Genomic DNA, 24,524 nt, shown 5'->3' on the forward strand with positions numbered 1-24,524 from the left:
CACGACCACACCGCCGCGCCACGGAACGGGGAGTGCGATGAGGGTGCGCCGCCCGCTGGCCCTGGCTCTGTTCGCCGTGACCGTCGGCGGCTGCGGGAACGTCACCGGCCCGCACCGGAATCCGGCTCTGCCCGGGGGCCTGCCCTCGCCGCCCAGCCAGGTGGCCACCGGCGGCCAGGCTTGGGCCGAGCAGGCGGAAAACGCCTGTCAGAGCGCGTTCTCTCGGAAAGGGCGGTCGCCGGTGGCGCAGTCGGGCGATTCGGACGACCAGGCGGCACTGGACGGCGAGTGGGCCGCCGGGGTGCAGAACGCCACGGTGACCGTGCTGGCCGCGCTTCCCGGCGCGCCCGCCGAGGGGGCCGCCCTCGTGCGGAACCTGCGGCAGATCGCGGCGCTCAACACCGAACTGGCCGGGCTGCACGGCCGGCACGTGCTCTTCGACAACCGGGCCGACCAGGCGACCACCGACCTGATCCGGCTCCAGGCCGAGATCGCCGGGTTCGTCCAGAATCTCGGCACCCCGTCGTGCAAGGCGATCGCGGACCTGTAGGACGACTCTGGTCCCCGCCGGAGGGGACCGCGGGCCCTTGCCCGCCCGGACGGCGCCGTCCGACCGTGGAGGCATGGGCACAGCCGACGACCGCATGCTCATCGAGTCCGCGGTCCCGACCTTCGACGCGATGATCGCCGAACACGCGGTGGTGTACGCGGACCGGGCCACCACCTTCGAAGCGGCACGGAACCTGGACTTCCTCACCGTGCGCACTCCCCTGCTCACCGCCGCCTTCTGGGTCCGGGACCTGCCGTCCCGCCTGTCGGGCGGGGCCGCACCGGACCCGCCGGAACTCGTCCTGTCCGAGGGCATCGGCCTGCGCGGCTGGCTGCTCCTCGGCGAGCGGGAAGGCCAGGAGATCGCCTTCGGCGCGGTGGGGAAGTTCTGGCGGCCCGCCATCGTCTGGCGCGACGTGCCGCGCGAGGAGTTCGCCGGGTTTTCCGAGCCCGGCTGGGGCAAGATGGCGGCCAATTTCTCGGTGCAGTCCTACGGCAACGACGCCACGCTGCTGAGCTACCAGTGCCGCACGGTGACCACGGATCTCGCGTCACGGCGGCGGTTCCTCCGCTACTGGCGGCTGGTCCGGCCGCTCGCCCGGCACGTGCTGCGCGCCACACTGCGAACGATCCAGCTCAACGCCGAGGCGGCCGCGGTCCGCCCGCCGGAACCGGAAGGCGAGTGAGCGGGCCCACCGGCGGACACATAACCTGATCGGGTGACCCAGCCACGGACAGATCAGGCACCGGCCGCGCCGGAGGAAGCAGCGGACTCGGTACTCGCCGGCCGGTACCGGCTGCAGCACCGCCTCGGCGCGGGGGCGATGGGCGTGGTGTGGCTGGCCGACGACGAGCGCCTGCAGCGCCCCGTGGCGGTCAAGCAGTTGTGGCCGTCCACACCGGATCCCGCCCAGGACCGCGAAACCCGCGCGCGGGCGCTGCGCGAGGGCCGTATCGCCGCGCGGCTGCGGCACCCGCACGTGGTCACCGTGCACGACGTCACCGAGCACAACGGGCAGCCCATGCTGGTCATGGAGTACGTGCCGTCCCGCAGCCTCGCCACGGTGCTGGCCGAGCAGGGCGCGCTGTCGCCGCGCACGGTCGCCCGGCTGGGCACGCAGGCGGCCTCCGCGCTGGCCGCGGCGCACGCGGCCGGGATCGTGCACCGCGACGTCAAACCGGGCAACATCCTGGTCGGCGACGACGGCACGATCAAGATCGCCGACTTCGGCATCTCCCAGGCCCCGGGCGACGTCACGATCTCGCGCTCCGGGGTCGTCGCGGGCACGCCCGCCTACCTCGCGCCGGAAATCGCGCGCGGCCACCAGCCCAGCCCCGAATCGGACATCTTCTCGCTCGGCTCGACGCTCTACACCGCGGTCGAAGGTGTGCCCGCCTTCGGTGAGGACGGCGAGGAACCGCTGACGGTGCTGCGCCGGGTCGCGGCCGCGGACTTCGAGCCGCCCCGGCAGGCCGGACCGCTGAGACCGGTGCTGATCGCGATGATGCGCCCCGATCCCGAGGCGCGCCCGACGGCGGGCCAGCTCACCGTCGCGCTGTCGGCGGTCGCCGACGGGCGCCCGCTCGATCCCGCGACCCTCGACCCCGCCAGCGGGCGCACGCAGCCGGTGCTGCCGCCGGCCGCCGAGAGCACCGCGACCGGACCGGTGCCCGAAATCCAGACCGCCGGGGGCGGCACACGCCTGGACGCCCGGGCCGTCTCCGCGGAAACCGCTCCCGGCTCCGGCCTGCCGGTCTGGTGGGAACGCTACCGCCGCTACCTCGTGCCCGGCGGCGCCGTGCTCGCGGCGGGCCTGGCGGTCGCCATCCTGGCGGGCCAGCTCAGCGCCCCGTCCTCATCCGCCCCGTCCGGAACCGCCACGGCGGCACCCACCACGGGGCCGACGGCGGCGGACTCCGCGCTGACGCGGATCGTCTCGGCCTACTACGAACTGCTGCCCAGCGAACCCGACGCCGCCTGGACCTACCTCGGCCCGGCACTGCAGGCGCAGGGCAAGGACGCCTACCGGAGCTACTGGGCGGGCATCGACACCCTCACCCTCACTTCGCCTCCGCAGGCCGCCGGGGCCACCACCGTCACCGTCGGCCTCGAACTGCGCACACCCGACGGCAGGATCATCGACGAGACCCACCAGCTGACCCTGAGCACCACCGGGACCACCCCGCTGATCGTCTCCGACACCCTGCTCACCAGCACCACGACCACCGCACCGCCGACCAGTTCTTCGTCGGCCACGGCGGCGGCGCCCCCTCCGGGGCCCGCCCCGGTCTCCAACCCCCCGGCGCCGGTTCCCCCTCCTCCCGGGAAGGGCCGCGGCGGCCACAAGCACGGCGGCTGAGCGGCGGCCGGGAAACGCGGACGGCACGGCCGCTGCCGTACCGTGGAGCCGATCTCGAGAAGGGTGAGACCGTGATCCTGGCGGAAGAGCGCGTCGCGGTGTGCGAGTACGCGCGCCGGATGAGTGCCGACAGGCTGGTGGTGGGCACGTCGGGCAACATCTCCGCGCGTTCGGGGGAACTGGTGGCGGTGACCCCGACCGGGGTGGACTACGCCTGCCTGCGTCCGCAGGACATCCCCGTGGTGGCCCTCGACGGGTCCACTGTGGACGGAGAGCTGCTGCCGACCAGCGAACTCCCGATGCACCTCGCCGTCTACGGCCGCGCCGAGGACCCGGACGGCGCGCCGGTGCGCGCGGTGGTGCACACGCATTCCGTGCACGCGACCGCGGTGTCCACCGTGGTCGACGAGGTACCGCCGATCCATTACCTCCTGGCCGTCGTCGGCCCCAGCGTGCGGACCGCGCGATACGCCACCTATGGCACCACCGAACTCGCCGAATCCATGCTCGCCGCGCTCGAGGGGCGCCGCGGCTGCCTGCTCGCCAACCACGGCACGATCACCTACGGCGACACGCTCGGCTCGGCGTACCACCGGGCGGAACAGCTGGAGTGGGTGTGCCACCTCTGGCTGCTCGCCCGGTCGGCGGACACGCCGCGCCTGCTCCCGGCCGCCGAGATCGAGCACGTGGTCGGCAAGCTCCGCGGCTACGGGCAGCGCTGACGCCGGATCAGGCCTCGGCCGGTTCCTCGACCGGCTTCTCCGTCTCCTTCTGCGGCTTCGGCAGGGCCTTGCCGATGGCCACGAAGAGGAAGGCGAGGCCGACGGTCAGCCCGATGTGGCCGAGACCGGCGATCCCGGCGATCGCCGCGCCGGACTCCTTGCCCAGCACCGTCAGCGTGCCGTGGACCAGCATCATCGCCACCGTCAGCGCGAGACCGGCGTTGTAGGTCCAGAAGAACACCTTGAAGGCCGGAGCCTGCGAGATCTTGAGGGTGACGTCGAGCGCCAGCACGATCAGGAACAGCAGCATGCCCAGGGCCAGCAGGTGGGTGTGCACCACGGAGAGCTGGGTCTCGCCGGTGAAGTTGTGGGCCTTGGTCAGCTCCCGGTAGTAGAAACCGCCCGCCAGGCCGAGCACCAGGTAGACCAGGGCGGCCCAGTAGCTCTTCTTCATGCGCTTTCCTTTTCCCGGGCCCGCCGCCAGCCGGCTCGGCCCGCACCTACTTGGCGACAGGTCTGTCTCTAAGATGACGGCAACGTAGCAAACCAAGCCCGTTCCCGGCGGGGCGCCCCCGCCGGGAGCCTGTCACGAGGAACCGATGCCGAAGATCACCGCGGGAAGTGTGCGCGAACAGCGCGAGCAGCGGCTCGGCCAGCTCATCGCCGCGGCCGAAGCGATCCTCGCCGAAGACGGTGTCGCGGCACTCACCGCGGGTGCGGTGGCCCGTCGCGCCGGGCTCGCCCGCAACAGCATCTACCGGTACTTCTCCTCCATCGACGAACTCGTCGAGCTCATCGTGACCCGCGAGTTCCCGGCCTGGATCGAGGCCGTCACCCGCGCCGTGGAAGCACAGCGCGATCCCGTGGCGCGGGCCGTCGCCTATGTGGTGGCCAACCTCGACCAGGCGGCGAAGGGCACGCACGGCCACCGGGTCGCCCTCGCGCGGGGCGCGCTGTCGGCTTCGGGACTGGATCGCGTCCGGGAGCTGCACACCTCGCTGGCCAGCCTGCTCGACGGCATCGTGTCCGAACTGGACCCCGGGCAGCCCCGGCTGGTGCAGGCGGTGCTGCAGTCCCTTGTGGACGCCTGTGTACGGCGGATCGACGCCGGTGACGAGCACACGGCTGTGCTGGCCTACGCGCGCAGGGCCACCACCGCCCTCCTGCAAAGCTCCTGAGAACCCGCGGCGAGCCGTGAGGGGACCCCTCACGGCAGCAGCGAGGCGTGGGAAGCGTCTTACGGAGTGGTGCGGTTGAGTGTGCTCGCACGGTGGTGGTCCGGGCGGTGCAGGCCCCCGGTGAGCCACGCACCCGAGGCGCCGAGCACCAGCGTCGCGGCGACCGCGGCCACGAGCAGCGTCGCCGGCAGCGTGACGGCCCGCGAAACGCGGCCCGGGATACGGAGGCGGGTTTTCCCCGCGCCGAAGGTGAGCCGCACGGCGGGAACGATCCGGGCGAGCGTGTGCAGTCCGGTCACCACCGCCCAGACCAGGAATGTCGCCTGGTGCAGGCGCACCGCGTCGACGCGCTGCCCGAGCACGGCCAGCAGCGGCGTGCGGCTCGCGTCCGGGCCGAGGAAGACGAGGGCGAGCCCGGTCCCGAGCACGGCCAGCGTGAACAGCACGACCAGCGGCCCCAGCAACCGCAACGGCATGGGAGGGGGCCCGGCCTGGCGGTAGGCGCGATCACCGGTGTAGTAGCGCACGATGCGCCAGCCGGTGGAGGCGGTCTTGAGCAGGGCCGGGGGCACCAGCAGCACGCCGACCACGACATGCCAGCTCAGGAAACGCCCGACGCTGAGCAGGGTGCCGAGTTCGACGGCGAACAGCACCAGCAGCACGAGACCGGTCCACGCGGTCAGCCGGGCGTTGCCTGCGGGCCCGCCGGTGCCCGATCGCACGGGGTCGTCCCGGTGCTCCCGCCCGAGGGCCTCCGCCAAGGTCCGCTCGGACCACTGCCGCACCACCACGTGCGCATCCTCCTTCACGCCACCAGCCTGCCCGGTGCGCTCAGTCTCGCGCGAGGTTCTTGGGGGAATCTTGGGGCCGGGAAGGCGGACGTGCGGCAGTGGGTGCTTCCTGGCGCGGGATCGGCGCGCCGTCGCGGATCGGGTCGGTGGAGGCGGCCAGCCAGGACGCCAGCGCGGCGGGAGGCCTGCGGTGCGGCAGCCGTCCGGCCAGTTCCTGGTGGAGGGAAAGCGCGTGACTGCAGTGTTCGTGCCACGTGCTCGCGAGCGCTTCCCTGGTCGCCTTCGGGCGCAGCAGGTCGGCGCGCAGGCGGAACTGGGCGTGCAGGGAATGCCGGAAGGCCGCGGCGGTTTCGTCCGGCAGCCCGGCCAGTGCGGCGGGGGTGCGGCCGTCGCAGACGGGGCATTCACAGCGCCACAGGTGGTCGGACTCCGGCAAGGCGCCGATGGCCTCGTCGAGCGTGTCCAGTGCGTGGTAGGCCAGCAGCGGGGTCACGAAGGCGGCGCCCCGGGGTACCCGGCCCCCCTGTCCCCGTATCACCGGATATAGGTGGCGCAATGCGCTGACCGTGCCGATCGCCGCCGCGAGCGCGCCGTGGCACAGCGCGCCAAGGGCGCCGACGTCCGAGCGCAACAGCACCACCGGAACCGGGGATTCGCGCAGCAGGTGCAGGAAGTTCCGGACGACGTACTGGACGGCGAACGGGTCCCCCCGGCTCTCGATGGCCACCGCCACCGGGACGCCGTGCACGCCGATCTCCCGGACCAGCGCCCCGACGACGGCCGTGGTGGCGAACCATCGAGCGGCCAGAGGCAGCATCGCCAGGACGGGCGGCGGCTGGCGTGCCGCGGCGCGCAGGATCGTCCGCAGGCCCTGCAGGTCGCGGGCCTCCAGATACCCGGAGTCGGTGAGCGCCACCAGTCCCAGGTCCTGCTGACGGCGACACCAGCCGGGCCGGATCCCGCGGGAGGCGTTCCTCCGGCCGGGGCCGGAGTACCGGTCCGCGTCGCACAGCACCGGCCCGGTGAATCCCGCCCTCCGCAGGCCGCGTACCGCCGGTTCCGGCTCCTTCCCGGTGAGCACCAGACCCGCGTCGTACGCGGCCGCGACCTCGGCCGCGATCCCGGCCTGGGCGGGGCGGCACTGGATCAGCAACCAGCCCGCCAGTGCGCCGAGGGCTCCGTGCTCCCCCGGCACGTCGGTCGCCACCATGGGTCCACGATGTGCGCCGGGGGCGGGCGCTGTCAGCACCGGTCACACGGATGCCCGGCAACAGCCCGCCGATGGCCCAACCCAGGCCACGCTCCGCGCACGGCGTGCTCAGGTCAGGGTGCCCACCGGTCCTTTCCGGTGCCCGTTGCGGCGCACCACCCGCTCGGGCACGGCCACCCCGGCGGGCCGGTGCCGGTCCGCGGGCAGCACCCGCGGGGAAGTGCTGCGGTCGGCCACGCGCAGCGATTGCGCCGAAGTGATCCACTCCTCGGCGGGTTCGGCGATCTCCAGCAGCAGGGTTTCGAATTCCGAGCGGGTGGTTTCCAGGATGTGCGGGGCCGCCAGCCACCGCAGCACCGCGCGCCCGGTGACCGCCATGCGCTGCCGCGGGGAGGTGACCAGCCGCTCGTCGAAGTAGCGGATCAGCACCTCGTCCACGGTGTCCCACGCGTTCGTGGCGCCGAACAGGTCGAGCACATCCTCCGCGCCGAGGATCTGGAAGGCCTCGGTCAGCAACTGCATGACCTCGACCCGCAGCACGTTGAGGTGGCCGTAGGAGGTGAACTTCAGGTTGTTGCGGAGGTCCAGACCACTGCGGCGGACCACGGCGACACTGCCGAAGCTCGGGTCGTAGGCCCGCTCGCGGATCACGTCGGAGATCCGCTTGTCGCGCCAGAACAGCGCCACCTGATTGGTGAACTGCACGAACAGCTGGTGGAAATCGGTATTGGGGCGAGCGTTCGCGGAGCCGAGACCACGCCCGTAGCCGAGTACCCTGCGGTAGGCGCTGATCCGGTCCCGGCGGGTGTAGCGCAGCACATCGCGCCGGTCGAAACGGTAGAGACCGAACGCCCCGGGCCCGTCGGACAGCCGGATCGCCCCGCGCTGGAACAGTTCCTGCAGTTTCTGCACCACGCGGAACACGCCGATCCGCTCGTGCTGGTACAGGTAGTACAGGTCGCCGACCGCGATCACCCGTTCCGAGGCGACGGTTTCGTCGTAGACGTCGACCCCTGGTGGCATGCGGGTCTGGCCGAGTTCCCTGGCCGCACCGTCCCCGATGCCGACGAGTTGCCCGAGCCCGCCGTCCGCGGGGGCAGGACTGGTGCGCTGCTCGGTCTCCACGGCGAAGAGCATGTCGTCGAGCTGTTTGAGGACCGCGTCCCCGAGGCGTGGATCGCTGCCCAGTTCGTTCGACAGCTTGCCCGCGACCTCGCGGCGCAGCGCGGCGACGCGGTCGAACAGTTCCCGGTATTCCTTTTCGGTGGCCATCTGCGTCTCTCCCCTACTTCGCCGTCGAAGGGTCGGCCCCGCCCGGCCGCTTGCGCGGCGCCCGGGCCCGCGCCGGGGGGTCGTCGGTGCGCTGCGGCGGGCCTTGGGCCAGGACCTCCTCCGCCGCCGGGCTTCCTTCCTCCCGCAGCGCCGACACCGGTGGCACGGTGGGCGTCCCACGCGGGGCCGGGGCGGACGTCACCGGCGCCGCGGGAACCGGCGGGACGATGACCGGCGGGACAGGGGCGGGCCTGCCGGTGACCGGCGCCGTGGGATAGCCGGGGCCGGGGTCCTGCCGGATCGGCCGGGCGATCCGCACCACCTCCTGCAGGAGATCGTCCAGTTCGTCGACGGCTCGCTGCACGCGGAAGCTGAAGAACCCGGGCGGCAGGGTCGCGCGGTAGTTGCCGGGCACGTCGGCGGCGTCCCCGGCGGGCCGCGGCAGGTTCCCGACGCACTGCTGCAACCGCTCGGCCACCTGGAGGAAGGCCGTGCTCACCCCTTCCTTGCCCGCCGATTCGATCAGCTGGCGGCCCTCGGTGGCCGCGAACTCCCCCACCCACCGGAGCAGTCCGCCGAGCGACATCGACCCGCCTGCCGGGACCGGCACCCGCAGCACCTCCAGTTCCTGCCTGCCGACCCCCACCGAAGCCAGTTCCGCGACGACCTCATCGGTCTGCGCGGCCGCCGCGGACAGCAGTTGCGACAGGGCCACCACCGCGGGGCCGAAGAACGGCGAGCGCCCGCCGGTGGGCTGGGCGAACGGGTCGATCCGGTCACGGGCGTCGAGCCAGCCCCGGTACAGCGACACCACCCAGTCCACCAGCGTGATGAACGAGGTCTGGACGCGTTCCTCTTCGAGGGTGTTGACCTGCCCCCCGGTCAGGCCGAACTCGTCGCGCAGGCCCCCGAGGTGCCCGCCGACGGTGTCGGGATCGGTGCCGGTCCCGGCACCACCGGCGACCGAGGCCGGGTGCGCGTTCGTGCCCAGCAGCAGGGCGAACAGCTGGTCGACCCGCGGCACCCGCACCATCGGGCTCTCCAGTTCCGCCCTGATCTGTTCCAGCTCGTGGCGGACGAGGGCGCGGAACCCTTCGGCGTTGTCGGGGTCCGCCGTGGTCCGCAGTGCCCGCAGCGAGTCGAGCAGCGCCACCGCGTCCTTCACCGCGCTGCGGGCACGCGCCGCCAGCGAGGCCTGCCCGCCGGTGACCGCGCCGAGATCGGCCTGGATCGCGTACCCGCGCGGGGTCCAGGTCGCCTCGGTGTGTCCCTGTACCTCGGCGAGGGTGAAGCTGCCCGCCAGCGCCGCCTGGAAACCCTTGGTGTCCCCGTCGCGCCACTTCCAGCCCAGCACGTCGCTGATCGCCTGCGCGGCCCGCTGCCCCGGATCGGCCGGTGCGGACGGCGCCGCCCCGGTGGTGACCAGCGGGTAGGCGGTGTCGATGTCCTGGGGCCGCGGCAGTGCCGCGCCCCGGTCGTCGTTGTTCGTCATCGGGATGCCCCACACTTGTCGAGTTCGGCCAGTTCCACTGCTTCCCGCCAGCACCGCAGCATCGCGTCCTCGGCGCCGCACTGGGATTCCGCGCACCGGTCCGCGCCGCGGGAGACGCTGCGGGCCCACCCGCGCCACTGGTGGTCGCACCCCCGCACCGACCGCACCAGTGCGCTCATCGCGAGGTGCGACCGGAAGTCGTCCTCGATGCGGCGCCGCGAACGCAGCAGCGCCGCCGCGGTGGTGTGCAGGGATCGCGCGGTGCACCGCCGCCCCACCACCTCCACCGCGGGGGCCAGGTCGGCGACGCCCTCGGTGACCGCCTCGGCCAGCCGGTCCGACACCGCCAGTCCGTCCCCGGGCGGGCGGTCCTCCACCACGCTGACCTCGAGCGCCCGCCAGGCGCGGGCCAGTTCACGGATTTCGGTGCCCAGCACCTCGAACTCGTCCCGGAGCGTCATCGCGACCTCCTTCCCAGTTCTTCCCGGAAGTAGCGCGCCAGCCGTTCGGGCGGGGCCATGCGCCGTTCCAGTGCGAAGCGGACGGCGCCGATGAGAAACCGTTCGGGAACCACCCCGGGGGCCACGCCGCGGGCGAGCCGTTCCGCGGCCTCTTCGATCATCGCCTGTTCCTTCGGTTCGAACCGCAGGACGCGGGCCAGCGCCCGGTGCCCCAGCGACGGGAACGAGGTGAAGCACATGGCGTCCACGACGAGCGGGATCGCGGTGCCCGCGGTGGCGGCGAGCGCGGGTGGGGCGCCCGCGAGATCCGCACGGGGGTACAGCCTGCGCCAGAGGTCGGCGTAGGCGCGGGTGTGCTCGGAAAAACCCATACGGCGCAACAGTTCCAGTGACAGCTTGGCCCGCAGGTACGGTACCGGGTGCACCGCGCCGGGCGAGAAGGCCGTCGACTCCCGGGCGGTCCGCCCGATCACGTCGAACAGCGATCCGACCACCTGCGGCCCGCCCAGCAGCAGCCCCGCGAGGTCGGCGAAGGTCTCCCGGTTCCACCGCACCCAGACCGACACCACCCGACGCGGCAGGCCCGCCTCGGTCAGCCGCGCCGCGACCTGCAGGGGGACGGCCCGGGCCAGGCCGAGGTCGTTCTGCAGGTTGTGGCTGACCTCGTGCAGCACCGCGCCCAGCGTCCAGGGGTTGACCAGCCGGTGATAGGGCAACTGGATCAGCGGGAACGGGTTGATCCGGTTGGCCAGGCGCCGCAACGGGATGCCACGGCGTGAGGTGGCGGGCCCGGCTCCGGTGTCCAGATAGCAGAACGGCGGCGGGGTGGGCACCGGCCGCCAGCGCCCGAGGCCGAGGTAGGCGTACTGGTAGCAGTCCAGCGCGATGCGGTCGCAGGCGACCAGCCATGGCGCGAACGCCCCCTGGCGCTGGTTGAACAGTTCCAGGTAGAAGTCCCACACCCGTTCGGTGGCCCGCACCCAGTGCTGTGCCCGGGTCTTGGCCGCCAGCATCGCCTCCAGCCGCTGGGGTGCCGGCCGCTCGGCGGCGGCCTCCGCCGTCGCCCGGACCTGCCTGGTCGCGGCGAGCAGCGGACGTCGCAGGGTGGCCATGGTCTCGTTGACCGCGATCAGGTGTGCCCGGCTCGGCCCGGTTGCCGGATCCCCGAACTCCGACCAGCGGAACGGCCGCAACGCCGCCAGGTGACGCTCCACATTGGTCGCCTGGCTCAGCAGCCAGGTGCGCAGCTGGCCTTCGGCGGTGGGCAGTACCAGCGGCGCACCGCCGGTGAGGGTGGACCGCGCCCGCCGGGCTCCGGGCCGTCCGGGCCGTCCGGACGCGGCCGCGGGCCCGGCGGAGCGGTCAGCGACGGCGGGCACGGCCACGGCCGCGCTTGCGCTGCGGTGCCCGGCGGGCGTGCCGTGCCCTGGTCACCCTCGTGCCGCCCCGGCGCGACCGTGTCCCGCGGCGGGCGGAGCGCACGGACGGGCGGCGGGCCTGCTGGGCCGAGCGGCGGCGGGAGCGCGCGTGATCGGCGGCGTTCACCGTATGCCCGACGAGGGTGCGGGAGATGACGCGGCTGTTGATCGGCTTTCCCGCCGCGTACCGGTGGCCGAGGGTGCGCAGGGTGCGGCCGAGGATCTTCGGCACCTGGCGGACCACCCGCCGCGTGGCAGGGCTGCGCCAGAGCCGTTTGCCGAGGTTGACCGCGCCCCGGATGATCTTCGGCGCATACCGGCGGGCGAGCGGCACGGCCGCGCGCAGCACCAGCGGGGCCAGCGCGCCGAGGAAGGCCTCGGCCTCCTCCTCGGTTTCGGCGCTCTCCGCCTCGAAGGCCAGCTTCGCCATCAGCTCGGCATCCGGATAAACGCGGCGCACCGGATCGGCGAAATCCTCGTCCTCGTCCTCCGTTTCGAATTCGAACTCGGCCTCCAGTTCCCGCACGAGATCTTCGAATTCGTCCTCGAGCTCGCCCTCGTCTTCATATTCGTCTTCGAACTCGTCCTCGAGTTCGTCCTCCAGTTCCCCGGCGAGGCCGGACAACTGGGCCTCCAGCTCGTCCTCGTGCAAATCCTCGTCCTCGAACTCGTCCTCCAGCTCGCCGGCACGCCCGGGCAGCCGGGCCTCCAGCTCGTCTTCGAGTTCGTCCTCGAGTTCCCGGGTCAGCTCATCCTCCAGCTCGCCCTCCACGGCTGGGTAGCGACGGCTCATGACGTTCCTCCTGCGTGAATTCGTCGAAGCTCAGTGGGGTGAGCTCCCGGCGCCGCGCGTCGGTGAGCACTTCGCCCGACAGTCCACTCCACGGCCGCGGACGCCGGTAGTCACACGTCCGGCCGAGACACGGAAGGGGTAGACAGCGTCGATGTCACTCAAATCGACGATGCGCAACGCACGGTTTGTCGGTTTGCTGGACAGGTCTCACTGAGCAACTGGGGAGGTCGTGAGATGGCCACTGCGGCCGAAACACAGGCGAGGTCGGCACTGCCGGAGCTTTCCGCGCCCACAGCGGGCATACGGCACTCCACGGCGCGGCGGCGCGGCATACCGCGACCGCGCCCGCCGGAAACCGCGGACGAACCGTTCGCCGACGAGGTCGTACAGAACCTGGTGCGCGCGCTCGTGCGGCGGGTGTCCGAACTGGTCGGCCCGGACCGCGACGGCCGCCGTCCCTTGCTGGACTGCCGCGAACTGGGTCTGCGGTGCCTGCTGGTGCCGGTGGCCGCGCCGGCCCATGAGGCCCTCAGCCCGCGGGAGAACGAGATCGCCCGGATGGTGGGCCTGGGCTATACCAACCGGGCGATCGCGAGCGTGCTCGACATCAGTCTGTACACGGTTTCCGCCCATATGCGGCGGATCTTCACCAAACTCGGGGTGGGCACGCGCGCGGCCATGGTCGCGGTGCTGTCCGAGAATCCCGATCTCTGTCTGGTCCCGGAGGGGGACCGTCCGGGCCCGCGTGACACGGCGGCCCACTCACCGGTTTCGGCCTGAGCCGCCGGGAAACGGGAGCCCGGACACCACGCGGATGTCCGGGCTCCCGGGCGGGATCATCCGGCGCGGTTTTTGAGTTCCGCGACGTCGGCGGCGAGTTTTTCCACCACGGCCTTGAGCTCGTTGACGTTCTGTTCGGTGATGGTCACCCTGGCCACGGTGTCCATCGTCGCGTCGTTGAGACAGGTTTTGCCGGTGTCGCCCGGAATACGCGACTGCTGCTTCGGATCGAACAGGGCACTGTAGATCTCGTTGACGCGGAAATCGAGCCAGGCCATGAAGTCGTCGACCCGCAGATCCTGGCCGTACCTGGTCTTGAACACGCTGTCGAAGGCCATGTCCTCGAATCCTCCTGGTGCCGAGGGGCTTCCGCCCGCGAAATGGTTGTCGGTATAGGACTCGTTCAGATCGACGCCCTCGGCGACGATTCCCGGCACCCGGCCGTCACTGGCGAACTGGTGCACGTCGTAGCGGCCCGCGGCCGGATCCGGCCTGGCCCCGTAGCGGGCCAGCCAGATCGCCAGGCCGGTGATGCCCCAGCGGTCGGGCCGCAGCGCCTTGGCGAAGGCGTTGTTCAGGTAGACGCCGGGCCGGAGCCCGAGTTGTTCGACCCGGCGGCAGAACCGGAGGGCGAACTCCTTCGCCGCCGCGTCCGGGACGAAGGGTGCTTCAAGATCCAGCATCGGCACCAGATCGGTGGCACCGAGCCTGCGGACCTCGCCGAGGAAGATTTCGGCCTGACGCTCCGGCGAGGGGGCCTTCTGCGCGTAGTGGTAACCGCCGACCGGAATACCGGCCGCCTTCGCGCCGGCGACCTCGGCGTCGCCGGGATTGCGGCCGCCGCCGGGCAGTCCGCCGCCGTCGGTGAGCTTGACCCAGACGAACCGCACACCGTGCGCACGCACGGCGTGCCAGTCCCGCACATCCTGATACCGGTTGTAGACATCGATTCCCAGGGCCATCATCGCCTCCCCGATCGTGGAACCGGATGAGACCAGCCAACCGGACCGGGGAAACGCCCACAAGACACGTTCTATCTACAAACACAAGAAAAGGGGCCACGGGAATTTTCCCGCGGCCCCTCTTCGCGAACCGTCAGAGCGTGGTGGGATCGGGGTGGGTCTCCCGCCACTTCTCGTCGGACTTGTTCCAGGCCTCCTCGGCCCGGCTCTGGATGTCGGTCAGCTGCTTGTCGACGTTGACGATGTCCTTGCTGATCCAGCCGATCCAGTTCTTGCTGCTCTTCGCGTCGGCCAGCCCCTTGACCACCGGGTAGAGGTCGGGCTCGTGCTTCTTGACCCAGGTGTCCACGAACTTCGCCTTGTCGGTCGTCTCCTTGCCGAAGGTGTCCTTGAGCCACTGCTCGTGCTTCTTCAAGACGGAGACGTCGTAGTCCTTCAGTCCCGACTTCGGGTCGGGCTTCGGCTGAGCCTCCCCCTGGTGACCGTCACCCGCGTTGTCCCCGTGGTGACCATTACCCGCGTTGTCACCCTGGTGGCCATTACCGGCGTTGTCCCCGTGGTGACCATTACCTGCGTTGTCACCTTCGTGGCCGTTACCCGCGTTGTCGCCCTGGTGACCGTTACCGGCGTTGTCGCCCTGGTGACCGTTACCGGCGTTGTCGCCCTGGTGCGAGCCATCGTTGGTGGACGGGTTGTCGGCAGGGTGCTGCGAGCCTCCGCCGTTGTCGGGGGTGTGCTGGTTCCCCGGATTCTCACCGTTGGGATGCGGCTGAGCCGTCGGGGAGTCGCCGGGATGCGTCACCGATGGGGTGTCGTGCGACGCCGCCCCGGAGCCGTTGAAGTGGTTGTCCGCGGCGAGCCACGTCTGGAAGGGGTCCTCCTCGTCCGGCCTCGTGGAGTTGCCGGAACTGCCGCCGCCCTCGTCGTTCGGACGAGCCGGAGGCGGATTGTCCGACGGATGCTGATTACCCGACTCGTTATCCGCCGGGTGCTGATTACCCGACTCGTTATCCGACGGATGCTGATTACCCGACTCGTTATCCGACGGATGCTGATTACCCGACTCGTTATCCGACGGATGCTGATTACCCGACTCGTTATCCGACGGATGCTGATTACCCGACTCGTTATCCGCCGGATGCTGATTACCCGAATGGTTGTCGCCGGGGCGGGTCGTCGTCACGTCGTCGCCGGCGTGCGTGTTCGTGGTGGGTCCGCCGTGGGTGCTCGCTCCCCCGCCCTCGGGATGCCGCACCGAGTTCAGGCTGATCGCGTCGTCCTCCTTGCCCATGGTCGCGAGCTGCTTGAGGCGGCCGGCGACCCGGCTGGCGAAGGCACCGACCTTCGCCAGTTTGGCCGATAGCGAGGCGGTTTGGACGGTGCTCTCGACCACCACCTTCGTCGTCCCGACCGCCACCGAGGCACCGAAGGTGGGCACCGCGAGTGCCAGCGCCATGAGCATGGTCGAGATGATGTCGCCGAGCAGGGTGGTGATGATGTCACGGAACAGGTTCCGCACCGCCGAGATCAGCGCCATGGTGGTCTCGACCACGTAGCCCGAGATGTCGACCGACTTGGCCCGGGCGTCGATGTGCGCCTTGTGGCCGTCCATTTCGCCGCGGAAGCTCTCGTAGCCCGCCCCCTGCCACTGGGTGATCATCGAGCCCAGTGCGGTGTCGAGATCGGCGCCCGTGTTCCGCAGGTCCTCGGCGATGCTGTGCAGGCGGTCGGAGATGACCTTGATCTGGTCGGGGTTGCCCGCGATCTGGTCCAGTGGCCAGCGCAGGAACGACACGTGTTCGATCAGCCAGCCGAGACCGGCGGCGATGAGCTTGGCCAGCGGGTCCATCACGAAGGCGATCGTGTCGAGGACGCCACTGGCGACGCCCACCCCGATTTCCACGGCCAGCGCTGCCCGGTCCCCACCGTGGGCGGTCTTGATCTCTTCGCACGCCTTCGCGACGCTGTTCCAGCTGTCGACGACGCCGGCGCCGCTGGTCGCGTTCGAGGACGTCACATCGAGCACGGCCATCAGTTCAGACCTCCGCCTTGAAGGTGCCCAGATCGGCGGCGACGTTCTGGTCGTGCTGGGTGTAGGTGTCGGCGGCCGTCTGCGTGCGGTCGGCCGCGTCGGTCATCTCCTTCGACAGCTTCGACAGCTGGTCGCCGACCACCCCCATCGCAATCCGGGCGGGGACCGCCAGCAGTTGCGCGGCGAAGATGCCGAAGGCACTGTTGTCGAAGCCGTTGGCGTCGTGCACTCCGCTCGACGCCTGCTCCACAGCGGGGGCGGTGGTGCCCTTCAGGTAGCCGGCGAACTTGCCCAGCTCCTGCGGGTCGACCTGGTAACCGTTCTGGGCCACCGGATTCCTCTCTGCTACCAGGGATTGGTGAAGTCGTCGTCCTCGTCCAAGGGCGGACGCGTGGTGGGACGGCGCGGCGGCCGCGGGGGTTCCTGCGGCGCGGCGGGCGGGGGCGGCGGGGCGACCGGCCGCGGAGCGGGGGCGGGGCGAACGTCCTCGGGCGCGGTCGGCCGGGCGAAGGAAGCCGCTTCGGAGTCGGTGCCGTCGTCACCGTCTTCGGGATCGCGCGGCAGAAACTCCTCCAGGACCTCCATCGCGGCCGAATTCTCGCCGACCAGGCCACCGAAGGCCCCCGAAACCTGGGTGGCGACCTGCTTCTGCGCGGCGCCGAGCGTTTGCATCACCAGGCCGGAAAGCGCTTCCGGCGGCCGCTGGTAGGCGCGGGGCCCGAAGGCGATGTTCGTCAGCGCTCCGGTCGCGCCCACGGTCACCGTCACCGCGCCGTCCGGGGACCGCACGGTCGCCGACGCGGTCCGGACGAGCTCCTGTACCTCTTCGGCCTTGGCCTTGATCTGTTCCAGCTCGGCGGTGAACTCGGCGATCGGGTCCGCGCCGCCGGGCTGATCGATTTGTGTCAATGTCTGCCTTGTCCCCAGGGAAAGATGACTGGTGCGCGTGAGTACAGCACCGGCTGTTGAACGCCAGGGGACAGCAGCGCCTCACCCAGGTGAACGACACGGGCCAAGATCAAGATCGTCCGGAAGTCCCTCGAAAGCTGCCCGAGCGAACCTCGTCTCATTCAGTGGGGGCACCGGCCCGGCCGGTCTAGTTTGATCACCATGGCGAGCGCGACGGAGCGGCGGCCGTGCTGCGAGGAGTTTCCGGCGCGGGCGGCGGGTGCGGGTTTCACCCTGGACGAAGCCCAGACCGCCGCCGCCGCAAGGCTCGCCGCCCTGGCCGCGGACCTGGCCGGGCGCAGCCCCCAAGGGGACGCGGGGACTGTTCCTGTGGGGACCGGTGGGCCGGGGTAAGACCTGGCTGCTCGACACGTTCTTCGCCGCCGTCCCCGGGCCCGCGAAGAAACGCGTGCACTTCCACGACTTCTTCCGCTCGCTGCATCTCGCCGTCCGGCGGCACCGGGACGAGCACGACGCGATCGCCCACGCGGTGTCGGACCTGCTCGCGGGCTGCCGCCTGCTGTGCTTCGACGAGTTCCACGTGCACGACGTCGGCGACGCCATGCACGCCACCCACCTGCTCCGGGACCTGTTCGCCCGCGGCGTGGTACTGGTCTGCACCTCGAACTACCCACCGTCCGGGCTCCTGCCCGATCCGCTGTTCCACGACCGATTCCTGCCGGGTATCCAGTTGCTCGAGACTCATCTGGACGTCTTCGAGGTGGCCGGTCCCCGGGACTACCGCCGTTCCGGTGGTGCCGGGAAAGCGGGTTTCGCCGCCGGGATGTTCGCCTCTCCCGGCGACGACCGGCACCTCGCCGGGCTCGGCCTGGTGCCCCCAGCGGAGGCCGAAGCGACGCTGGTGCCGCTGCGCTCGCACGCGATCGCCGCCCGGGACGCGCCAGCGGTTCGTCAATCTGATCGACATCCTGTGCGACCGGGAGCTGCCGCTGGTGCTGGCCGGACCGGTCCCGCTCGGCGAGGTGCTCGCGGGCCCGGATCTCGCCCGCGACATCGCCCGCACCGCCAGCCGGCTTTCCCTGCTCCGCCAGGTCGCCGCCGCCCCGCACCAACCGTCCCGGCGTTTGCCCGAAAATGCCCTCATCGACGGTCCGGTCGGACATTCTTTCCGCTCTGTGCCCAACACCACGGCGCCTCGGGCGCACCCCCAGGTGGCCCGCACCCGCCGCGGGGCGGGATAGTGATCCTGTCCGCGGCCCGCATCCGCGCGCGGACCCGATCAGTCCTTTTCGGACACCGTGACCGGAAGGCCCCGCAGGCGCTCCGGGTAGCAGGAAGGTAACCTCTCCGCCGATGGCGAATCGGTTCGACTTCACACTGGACACCGTCGAGGCCAGCATCCTCGGCCGCGCGATGGATGTCGACGTCCGCCAGTTCCCCCTCCGCATCGGCAACACCACGCTGGATCCGGTGCGGTACGCCAGGCTTGGCAAGCAGGTGTACCTGGCGATGGAGGAGCGGGGGCTGTCCGTCTCCGGCGAGCTGCACAGCCAGGTCAGACTCGCCTTCGAACTACTGGGACGGCACCATCTCTCGGTCGCCGTCAGCGGCACGGACAAGCGCACCGGCGACATCGCGCTGCTGGCCGTCACCGACGGCGCCCAGGCACTGCTCATCGCGCAACTGGACGAGGAGAACGTCCTGCGCTGGGTGCTGTTCCCCGACGACGAACTGGTGGACGTCCTCGTCAGCGCCCTGCCCCAAACCCCGGCCGCCCCGGGCGGGCCGCTCACCGTGCGTCAGGAGGCGACCCGGGAGTTGTCCGCCATGGCGGCCCGCCGTCAGGCCGAGGAGGAGTTCGACGAGGAGGAGACCGAGGCGTTCGGTTCCCTGCAGGTCGGGGAACTCGTCGAGCCCGGAACCGCCCCGCGCGGCTTCAGGGCCAACGACGAGGAACTGCTGACCGAGGTCCTTTCCGCGCCCCGCCTCGGCGGAGGCTACTTCGTGGCCACCGGCCGCACCCGCCACGGGGAGCGCCGGACGGGCACTCCGCTCACCTGGCTCGACACCGAAGACGGGCGTTATCTGGTCGAGACCAGTACCGATCAGAGCGGTACGATGACCGCTCGCTACAGCCCGGCGACCAGCGCCCAGACGGCCGGCGCCGTGCAACGGCTGATCTCCGAGGTCTACTGAGCAAGCCCAGAAAATCGGCAGTGAAGGAAAGGGGGGCGCGATGTCGTTCACGGTGGTACCCGACGAACTACGCGCGCATGCCAGCCATCTCGACGGTCTGGTGGACCGGCTCGACACCGCGGTCGCGGCGGCGAATCAGGTGGCGATGGACGACGAGGCCTACGGTGTGCTGTGCGCATTCCTGCCGCCCATCGTGCGGGCCATCACGCAGGACAACGCCACCGACGCGCTCAAGGCCGCGGTGGACGGCATGAAGACCACCGCGGACAACGTCCGGACGGCGGCGGGCAGCTACGACGAACAGGACCAGACCAACGCCGCTCCCTTCGAAGCGCAGCTGCGGGAAGACGACACCACGCCGTCGACGCCGACCAGGAACCCGCACTTCCGGATCGGCGTGCTCGCCCGGGAGACGGAAGCATGACGGCAGGAGGACTCGACGGCCTGATGCGCGACCCGGAGCAGGCTGCGGCGAGCATCGACGCCTGGGCGGAGGGACTGGCGGCCAAGGCCGACCGCTACCGCGCCGCGCAGGAGCGCACCGAGGAGATCCGGCTGTCCTCGGCCAACAGTGACGGCTCGGTGCGGGTCACGGTACGCGCGGACGGCAGCATCACCGATCTGGTGCTCACCGGGCGTGCCCGGAGCATGCCGCTGGACGAGTTGTCCGCGCAGATCCTCACCACCATGCGGCGGGCGCAGGCCAGGATCGCCGACCGGGTCGGCGAGGTGCTGACCGAGGAAATCGGCGACGAGGACCCGCAGACGCACGCGATGATGGTGGACAACCTCCGCGTCCGGTTCCCCGACCTCGAGACGGACGAGGAACCGGACGAAGGCGAGGACGAGCCCCCGGCCACGGGGAAGGCGGCGCCGGCGCCCGAAGAGGACGACGACAACAACCCCTGGTGAGGTCCCGAAGTCCGGCTTCCCGGGTCAGGGAAGGCGGACTTCGGGCACGGCCCGCACCGGGAAGTTCACCGAATTCGCCACGAAGCAGGTTTCGTGCGCGTCGTGGTGCAGTGCCGTCGCCTTGTCCACCATCGCGGCCTCGGTCACCGTCACCACCGGCGCCAGCACCACCTCGGTGAAATGCCCGCTGTGGCCGGCGGTTTCGCGCATCGTGCCCCGCGCGGTGTCCCGGTAACCGGTGACCACCACACCGTTGCGGGCGCACAGGGCGAGGTAGGTCAGCATGTGGCACTGGGACAGCGAGGCGACCAGCAGGTCCTCAGGGTTCCACCGTCGCGGGTCGCCGTCGAAGGCCGGATCGGAGCTGGCCTCGATGACGGGCTTGTCGCCGGTCCGGACGTCGTGGTCCCGGCGGTAGGCGCGATAGGACGAGGTGCCGCTGCCGGTGTCGCCGGTCCACGTCACCGTGACCTCATACTGGTGTTCCTTGTTCACGGTGCTTCCCCTTCGTTCGGGCCGAGCACGGCACGGGCCGTGGCGGCGATGTGGTCGCGAGCGCTCGCGGCGGCTGCTTGCGGACGGCCCTCGGTGATGGCGGCGATCAGGGCGCGGTGTTCGCCGTCCGCCCTGCCCGGCCCCTCGGGCTCGGTCAGTACCGCACGCGTGGACACGATGATCTGGTCCCACACCCGGTCGAGCAGATCCAGCGCGAGCGGGTTGCCTGCCAGCAGCGCGATCGCCCGGTGGAAGGCGCGATTGTGCCGGATCCCCTCGCTGAGGTCACCGGCCTTGCTCGCCTGGTCCGCCCGGTCGGCGCAGGCCACGAGACGGGTCAGCTCGGCAGGGGGCAACTCCCCCGCCCGCTGACGGGCCGCGGCCAGTTCCGCGGTCAGGCCCTCCAGGGAAGCCCGGACCTGATAGGCGTCGCGCAGCGCCTTCCGGTCCAGTTCCACCACAGTCACCCCGCGCCGCGCACCCCGCACCAGGCCGTCGCTTTCCAGCCTCCGCAGAGCCTCCCGCACCGGCGTCCGGCTGACTTCGAGCCGTTCCGACAGGTCCTGCTCGAGGACCGGCCTGCCCGGCGGGTACACGCCGGAAACGATCAGCTCACGCACCCGGTCGTACACCGTCGCTACTTGCATGCTCTGGATACTATGTATACAAACTCTCCTCGTCCAGCCCACCGGAGGAACACCTCAGAGAGTGACCACGTCGACGACGAGACTCGCGATCACCGCCAGAGCGCGCGTCTGGCGGTAGCGCGGGGCGTCAGCAGGGACGCGAAGGTCGGCGTAAACGGAGAGGAAAAGGTAGGTCATCACCGGAGCGAGCCAGTCCGCGGCGGAAAAACCCGGCAGGCCGTCGCTGTTGAGTTCGGGCATGTTCGCCGAAATCCGCCACAGGAACACCGAGGCTCCCGCGAGGACGCCGACGGCCACCCGGTCTGCCCACGCCCCCCGTGGCAGGCGCCACAGCGCCGCGGCGAACGCGACGACTCCGGTGACAACCGCCGTTACGGCGATCTGCCCAGGGGTGAAACTCCCCGCTGTCACCAGGGTTTCGGTACCCATCCCCGGAGCATAATCGGGCGGAGCCCCCTTTTCCGGCTTGAATAGCACCGGATACAGCACTGGAAGTAACAGTTGCTACATTCAGCCGTGTGACCGACGGGAAACATGACCGGTGGCTGGTGCTGGTGGTGCGGGTGCCCGCCGAACCCTCGCGGCATCGGGTGGCGGTGTGGCGGGAACTGCGCCGCGTCGGCGCGCTGTCGCTGGGCCAGGGCATCTGGGCCGTGCCGGACGTGCCCGGATTCACCGCCGGGGTGGCGCGGGTGACCGAACTGGCCCAGCGCGGCTCGGGCGAAGTGGTCGTGCTGGACGCGGCCGGTCGCGACGACAGGGATGCCACCCGGCTGGAGCAGTTGTTCACCGCGGAGCGGCAGGAGGAGTGGACGGAGTTCCTGGCCGACTGCGGCAAGTTCGAGGCCGAGATCGACAAGGAAATCCGCACCGCCAAGTTCACTCTGGCCGAACTCGAGGAAGAGGAACAGAGCCTCGAACGGCTGCGCCGGTGGCACCGCGACCTGAAGGCGCGTGACGTGTTCGGCGCGCCGTCGGCGGCCGAAGCGGAGCAGTGGCTCGAGCGCTGCGCGCAGCGGCTGGCCGGCTACACCGAGCAGGTTTTCCAAGCCCTGCACCAGATGTGACCTCCCCTGCGGCCGAACCCCTGGACCGGAAATGAACCTCGACACACGCCTGTTCCTGACCGTCAACGACTTCGCCAAGGCGACCGCCTGGCTGCACGGGGCCGTTTTCGGTTACGCCACGTACGGGATCGCACTGTTCGCGGCGCTGCTGCTGGCCGGATGGTGGTCGGCGCGGCGGCAGGCGGACCCGGCGCGGATGGCGGCGGCGCTCTGGGCCCCGCTGGGGATGCTCCTCGCGCTCGGGCTCAACCAGCCGCTTTCGGCCGCGGTGGGCGAACCGCGCCCGTACTCCGCCCTGAGCGGCATCCTCGTCCTGGCCCATCCCAACATCGATCCGTCCTTCCCGAGCGATCACGCGGTGATGGCCGGGGCGGTGACCGCGGGAGGGTTCCTGGTGAACCGGACGCTCGGCTGGATCGGCACGGTGGCCGCGCTCCTGATGGCCTTCTCGCGCGTCTACATCGCCGCGCACTATCCGCAGGACGTGCTCGCCGGGCTGCTGCTGGGCGCGGCCGTGGTGCTGCTCGGTTTCCTCCTCCTGCGGCGCACGCTGGTGGGGCTGGTCGACCGCGCCGAACACACCCCGCTGCGGCCGGTGCTCACCGCCGCCGGGGACAGGGCATCGGCGGCGGACTGATGGAAACGCAGCGGACGGTGTGGCCGCTGTACGCGGCGGGGTTCGTCACCGCGTTCGGCGCGCACAGCATCGCGGCCAGCCTGGGCGCCTACACCCGCGAGGAGCACGCCTCCCTGCTCACGCTGGGCGTGCTGCTCGCGGTGTACGACGGGGCCGAGGTGGTGCTGAAACCGGTGTTCGGCTCGCTGGCCGATCGGATCGGCCCGCGGCCGCTGCTGCTGGGCGGCCTGTTCGCCTTCGCGCTCGCCTCGGCGGCGTTCGTGCTGGCGGGAAATCCCGCCTTGGTGGGACTGGCCCGGCTCGGACAGGGTGCGGCGGCCGCGGCGTTCTCCCCCGCGGCCGGAGCACTCGTCGCCCGGCTTTCCCCGCCGAAACGGCACGGCCGCGCCTTCGGCGGGTACGGGGCGTGGAAGAGCATCGGCTACACGCTGGGTCCGCTGCTCGGCGGGGCCCTGGTCACGGCGGGCGGGTTTCCCCTGTTGTTCGGCACCCTCGCCGCGCTGGCCCTGGCCGTCACCCCCTGGGCCCTGCTCGCCGTCCCCGCCGCGCCGCCGCTGCCCCGCACCCGCCAGACCGTGCTCGACCTCGTCCGGCGCCTGGGCCGTCCCGGGTTCCTGCGCCCCACCGTCACCCTGGCCGCGACCACCGCGGCGCTCGCCGTGGGGGTCGGCTTCCTGCCCGTCGCCGGGGCGGCGGCCGGGCTCAACGCGGTCGTCACCGGAGCCGCGGTGTCGGTGCTCGCCCTGTGTTCCGCCCTCGTGCAGCCCTGGGCGGGACGTGCCCTGGACCGCGCGCATCTGACCGCGGCCGCGGGCATGACCGGCGGCCTCGTGCTCGCCGCGGGCGGGCTGGTTACGGCCGCCTTCATCCCCGGTGTAGTGGGGATTCTCGCGGCAGCGGTCCTCCTCGGCGCCGGAGTCGGCCTGGCCACGCCGGTCGCCTTCGCCCACCTCGCCGCGTCCACCCCGCCCGAACGGCTCGGACAGACGATGGGCGCGGCCGAAGTCGGCCGTGAACTCGGCGACGCGGGCGGCCCGCTGGTGACCGGCGCGCTCGCGGCGAGCCTCTCCCCGGAGGCCGGGTTCCTCGGTCTGGCCGCCCTGCTGCTCGTCGCCGGGCTGGCCACGCTCGGCCCGCGTGGGCCGGAACCCACCCCGTGACCGTCAGCGCCGGGTGAACTCCATGATCCAGTTGGTGGTCCAGGTGAGCCCGCCGTCGGTGGAAAACGCCTGTTCCCACCGTGCGGTGCGCGCGGTGATCCCCGACCACACGAAGCGGGCCCGAACGGGCCGCCCGGCATGGGTGTCGTCCCCGTAGAACTCTCCACGCTCCCCCTCGAACCGGCCCACTACGGGCGGAAACAGGGTGCCGGTGCGCCTGCTGGCCCAGTACAGGGACCACTCGTCGCGGGCCGGGTCGTACAGGCGCAGTGTCAGGCCGGCGAATCCCTTAGTGGGGAACTCGATTTCGTCGAAGCTCGCCGCACCGTCGAAGTGCCGCGTACCGCGGCTCACGGCCGGGAACTCCTCCCAGCCGCTCGTCTCGTCGAGGAAATCGGTCAGCCAGCGGTTGCGCACATCCCAGGTGCCGGCGAGGAAGTCGAACGCGCTCGCCTGTGTGCCAGTGCTCGTCATGCCCGGA

General features: G+C 71.3%; 30 protein-coding genes and 1 pseudogene. 15 read left to right on the forward strand and 16 right to left on the reverse strand.

The window, feature by feature from the left end; all coding sequences use genetic code 11:
- The first annotated feature begins 37 nt into the window (after positions 1 to 37).
- The 4 genes from ORV05_RS16310 to ORV05_RS16325 all read left to right on the forward strand — a co-directional run bounded on the left by ORV05_RS16310 (position 38) and on the right by ORV05_RS16325 (position 3,631).
- Positions 38 to 550 carry a hypothetical protein gene (locus tag ORV05_RS16310; protein ID WP_268759348.1) on the forward strand — a complete coding sequence of 171 codons (513 nt, stop codon included), beginning with the start codon at positions 38 to 40 and terminating at the stop codon, positions 548 to 550.
- 73 nt (positions 551 to 623) lie between these two features.
- A complete protein-coding gene (locus tag ORV05_RS16315) occupies positions 624 to 1,235 on the forward strand; it encodes a hypothetical protein (protein WP_268759349.1) in 612 nt (203 codons plus the stop codon).
- A gap of 33 nt (positions 1,236 to 1,268) precedes the next feature.
- The gene (locus ORV05_RS16320; protein WP_268759350.1) at positions 1,269 to 2,909 is read left to right on the forward strand and encodes a serine/threonine-protein kinase; all 1,641 of its coding nucleotides are present in this window, start codon (positions 1,269 to 1,271) and stop codon (positions 2,907 to 2,909) included.
- 71 nt (positions 2,910 to 2,980) lie between these two features.
- On the forward strand, positions 2,981 to 3,631 hold the full coding sequence (locus ORV05_RS16325; protein ID WP_268759351.1) for a class II aldolase/adducin family protein: 651 nt from the start codon (positions 2,981 to 2,983) through the stop codon (positions 3,629 to 3,631).
- A gap of 7 nt (positions 3,632 to 3,638) precedes the next feature.
- On the opposite strand, the gene ORV05_RS16330 is transcribed toward ORV05_RS16325, so the two are convergent.
- Positions 3,639 to 4,085, reverse strand: a complete 447-nt coding sequence (locus ORV05_RS16330; protein WP_268759352.1) for a DUF2871 domain-containing protein — start codon at positions 4,083 to 4,085, stop codon at positions 3,639 to 3,641.
- A gap of 145 nt (positions 4,086 to 4,230) precedes the next feature.
- Here ORV05_RS16330 and ORV05_RS16335 point away from each other — a divergent pair, with 145 nt between their 5' ends.
- Positions 4,231 to 4,809 carry a TetR/AcrR family transcriptional regulator gene (locus tag ORV05_RS16335; RefSeq protein WP_268759353.1) on the forward strand — a complete coding sequence of 193 codons (579 nt, stop codon included), beginning with the start codon at positions 4,231 to 4,233 and terminating at the stop codon, positions 4,807 to 4,809.
- A gap of 59 nt (positions 4,810 to 4,868) precedes the next feature.
- Here the strand turns inward: ORV05_RS16335 and ORV05_RS16340 are convergent, their stop codons facing one another.
- The 7 genes from ORV05_RS16340 to ORV05_RS16370 all read right to left on the reverse strand — a co-directional run bounded on the left by ORV05_RS16340 (position 4,869) and on the right by ORV05_RS16370 (position 12,246).
- Positions 4,869 to 5,618 (reverse strand): hypothetical protein, encoded by a 750-nt coding sequence (locus ORV05_RS16340; protein WP_268759354.1) that lies wholly within the window; start codon positions 5,616 to 5,618, stop codon positions 4,869 to 4,871.
- Between the two features lie 22 nt (positions 5,619 to 5,640).
- On the reverse strand, positions 5,641 to 6,810 hold the full coding sequence (locus tag ORV05_RS16345; protein WP_268759355.1) for a hypothetical protein: 1,170 nt from the start codon (positions 6,808 to 6,810) through the stop codon (positions 5,641 to 5,643).
- 108 nt (positions 6,811 to 6,918) lie between these two features.
- Positions 6,919 to 8,082, reverse strand: coding sequence for a hypothetical protein (locus ORV05_RS16350; RefSeq protein ID WP_268759356.1), 1,164 nt, complete (start codon positions 8,080 to 8,082; stop codon positions 6,919 to 6,921).
- A 13-nt stretch (positions 8,083 to 8,095) separates the two neighbouring features.
- Positions 8,096 to 9,574: a hypothetical protein gene (locus ORV05_RS16355; RefSeq protein WP_268759357.1), complete on the reverse strand. Its 1,479-nt coding sequence runs from the start codon at positions 9,572 to 9,574 to the stop codon at positions 8,096 to 8,098.
- Positions 9,571 to 10,035 carry a hypothetical protein gene (locus tag ORV05_RS16360; protein WP_268759358.1) on the reverse strand — a complete coding sequence of 155 codons (465 nt, stop codon included), beginning with the start codon at positions 10,033 to 10,035 and terminating at the stop codon, positions 9,571 to 9,573. The genes ORV05_RS16355 and ORV05_RS16360 overlap by 4 nt, the downstream gene beginning before the upstream one ends.
- Entirely contained in the window at positions 10,032 to 11,414 is a 1,383-nt protein-coding gene (locus ORV05_RS16365) for a hypothetical protein (protein ID WP_268759359.1), read from the reverse strand. The genes ORV05_RS16360 and ORV05_RS16365 overlap by 4 nt, the downstream gene beginning before the upstream one ends.
- Positions 11,398 to 12,246 carry a hypothetical protein gene (locus ORV05_RS16370; RefSeq protein WP_268759360.1) on the reverse strand — a complete coding sequence of 283 codons (849 nt, stop codon included), beginning with the start codon at positions 12,244 to 12,246 and terminating at the stop codon, positions 11,398 to 11,400. The genes ORV05_RS16365 and ORV05_RS16370 overlap by 17 nt, the downstream gene beginning before the upstream one ends.
- Positions 12,247 to 12,480: 234 nt before the next feature.
- On the opposite strand from ORV05_RS16370, the gene ORV05_RS16375 reads away from it, so the two are divergent.
- Entirely contained in the window at positions 12,481 to 13,026 is a 546-nt protein-coding gene (locus tag ORV05_RS16375) for a helix-turn-helix domain-containing protein (RefSeq protein ID WP_268759361.1), read from the forward strand.
- 56 nt (positions 13,027 to 13,082) lie between these two features.
- On the opposite strand, the gene ORV05_RS16380 is transcribed toward ORV05_RS16375, so the two are convergent.
- From ORV05_RS16380 to ORV05_RS16395, 4 genes are all read right to left on the reverse strand, one after another.
- Positions 13,083 to 13,988, reverse strand: coding sequence for a glycoside hydrolase family 25 protein (locus ORV05_RS16380; RefSeq protein WP_268759362.1), 906 nt, complete (start codon positions 13,986 to 13,988; stop codon positions 13,083 to 13,085).
- 133 nt (positions 13,989 to 14,121) lie between these two features.
- Positions 14,122 to 16,020, reverse strand: a complete 1,899-nt coding sequence (locus tag ORV05_RS16385; RefSeq protein WP_268759363.1) for a hypothetical protein — start codon at positions 16,018 to 16,020, stop codon at positions 14,122 to 14,124.
- A 4-nt stretch (positions 16,021 to 16,024) separates the two neighbouring features.
- A complete protein-coding gene (locus ORV05_RS16390) occupies positions 16,025 to 16,351 on the reverse strand; it encodes a type VII secretion target (RefSeq protein WP_268759364.1) in 327 nt (108 codons plus the stop codon).
- A gap of 14 nt (positions 16,352 to 16,365) precedes the next feature.
- Positions 16,366 to 16,929: a YbaB/EbfC family nucleoid-associated protein gene (locus ORV05_RS16395; protein WP_268759365.1), complete on the reverse strand. Its 564-nt coding sequence runs from the start codon at positions 16,927 to 16,929 to the stop codon at positions 16,366 to 16,368.
- 201 nt (positions 16,930 to 17,130) lie between these two features.
- Between ORV05_RS16395 and ORV05_RS16400 the strand changes: the two genes are divergently transcribed.
- From ORV05_RS16400 to ORV05_RS16420, 6 genes and pseudogenes are all read left to right on the forward strand, one after another.
- A complete protein-coding gene (locus tag ORV05_RS16400; protein WP_268759366.1) occupies positions 17,131 to 17,322 on the forward strand; it encodes a hypothetical protein in 192 nt (63 codons plus the stop codon).
- Positions 17,309 to 17,686, forward strand: a pseudogene (gene zapE, locus ORV05_RS36495) (cell division protein ZapE); the annotation flags it as partial. The gene ORV05_RS16400 and the pseudogene zapE, both read left to right, overlap by 14 nt.
- Positions 17,687 to 17,921: 235 nt before the next feature.
- Positions 17,922 to 18,170 carry a hypothetical protein gene (locus ORV05_RS36500; RefSeq protein ID WP_407652785.1) on the forward strand — a complete coding sequence of 83 codons (249 nt, stop codon included), beginning with the start codon at positions 17,922 to 17,924 and terminating at the stop codon, positions 18,168 to 18,170.
- 112 nt (positions 18,171 to 18,282) lie between these two features.
- The gene (locus ORV05_RS16410; protein ID WP_268759368.1) at positions 18,283 to 19,125 is read left to right on the forward strand and encodes an ESX secretion-associated protein EspG; all 843 of its coding nucleotides are present in this window, start codon (positions 18,283 to 18,285) and stop codon (positions 19,123 to 19,125) included.
- Between the two features lie 40 nt (positions 19,126 to 19,165).
- Positions 19,166 to 19,549 (forward strand): type VII secretion target, encoded by a 384-nt coding sequence (locus tag ORV05_RS16415; protein WP_268759369.1) that lies wholly within the window; start codon positions 19,166 to 19,168, stop codon positions 19,547 to 19,549.
- Positions 19,546 to 20,037 (forward strand): YbaB/EbfC family nucleoid-associated protein, encoded by a 492-nt coding sequence (locus tag ORV05_RS16420; RefSeq protein WP_268759370.1) that lies wholly within the window; start codon positions 19,546 to 19,548, stop codon positions 20,035 to 20,037. Before ORV05_RS16415 ends, ORV05_RS16420 begins: the two co-directional genes overlap by 4 nt.
- Before the next feature lie 24 nt (positions 20,038 to 20,061).
- Here ORV05_RS16420 and ORV05_RS16425 read toward each other — a convergent pair whose 3' ends face one another.
- Genes ORV05_RS16425 through ORV05_RS16435 form a run of 3 tightly spaced genes read right to left on the reverse strand, consistent with a single transcriptional unit; the run spans position 20,062 to position 21,608 of the window.
- Positions 20,062 to 20,532 (reverse strand): OsmC family protein, encoded by a 471-nt coding sequence (locus ORV05_RS16425; RefSeq protein ID WP_268759371.1) that lies wholly within the window; start codon positions 20,530 to 20,532, stop codon positions 20,062 to 20,064.
- A complete protein-coding gene (locus ORV05_RS16430) occupies positions 20,529 to 21,179 on the reverse strand; it encodes a GntR family transcriptional regulator (protein ID WP_268759372.1) in 651 nt (216 codons plus the stop codon). Before ORV05_RS16430 ends, ORV05_RS16425 begins: the two co-directional genes overlap by 4 nt.
- A gap of 54 nt (positions 21,180 to 21,233) precedes the next feature.
- Complete coding sequence (locus ORV05_RS16435) at positions 21,234 to 21,608, reverse strand: hypothetical protein (RefSeq protein WP_268759373.1); 375 nt, start codon at positions 21,606 to 21,608, stop codon at positions 21,234 to 21,236.
- Positions 21,609 to 21,697: 89 nt separating this feature from the next.
- Between ORV05_RS16435 and ORV05_RS16440 the strand changes: the two genes are divergently transcribed.
- From ORV05_RS16440 to ORV05_RS16450, 3 genes are read left to right on the forward strand one after another with little or no spacing between them, the layout of a single operon-like run.
- The gene (locus tag ORV05_RS16440; protein WP_268759374.1) at positions 21,698 to 22,246 is read left to right on the forward strand and encodes a Chromate resistance protein ChrB; all 549 of its coding nucleotides are present in this window, start codon (positions 21,698 to 21,700) and stop codon (positions 22,244 to 22,246) included.
- A 31-nt stretch (positions 22,247 to 22,277) separates the two neighbouring features.
- A complete protein-coding gene (locus ORV05_RS16445) occupies positions 22,278 to 22,883 on the forward strand; it encodes a phosphatase PAP2 family protein (RefSeq protein ID WP_268759375.1) in 606 nt (201 codons plus the stop codon).
- Positions 22,883 to 24,043: an MFS transporter gene (locus ORV05_RS16450; protein WP_268759376.1), complete on the forward strand. Its 1,161-nt coding sequence runs from the start codon at positions 22,883 to 22,885 to the stop codon at positions 24,041 to 24,043. The genes ORV05_RS16445 and ORV05_RS16450 overlap by 1 nt, the downstream gene beginning before the upstream one ends.
- A 3-nt stretch (positions 24,044 to 24,046) precedes the next feature.
- Here the strand turns inward: ORV05_RS16450 and ORV05_RS16455 are convergent, their stop codons facing one another.
- On the reverse strand, positions 24,047 to 24,517 hold the full coding sequence (locus tag ORV05_RS16455; protein ID WP_268759377.1) for a hypothetical protein: 471 nt from the start codon (positions 24,515 to 24,517) through the stop codon (positions 24,047 to 24,049).
- Positions 24,518 to 24,524 lie beyond the last annotated feature (7 nt).

It is taken from the genome of Amycolatopsis cynarae, assembly GCF_026802195.1.
Taxonomy (GTDB): domain Bacteria; phylum Actinomycetota; class Actinomycetes; order Mycobacteriales; family Pseudonocardiaceae; genus Amycolatopsis_E; species Amycolatopsis_E rhizosphaerae.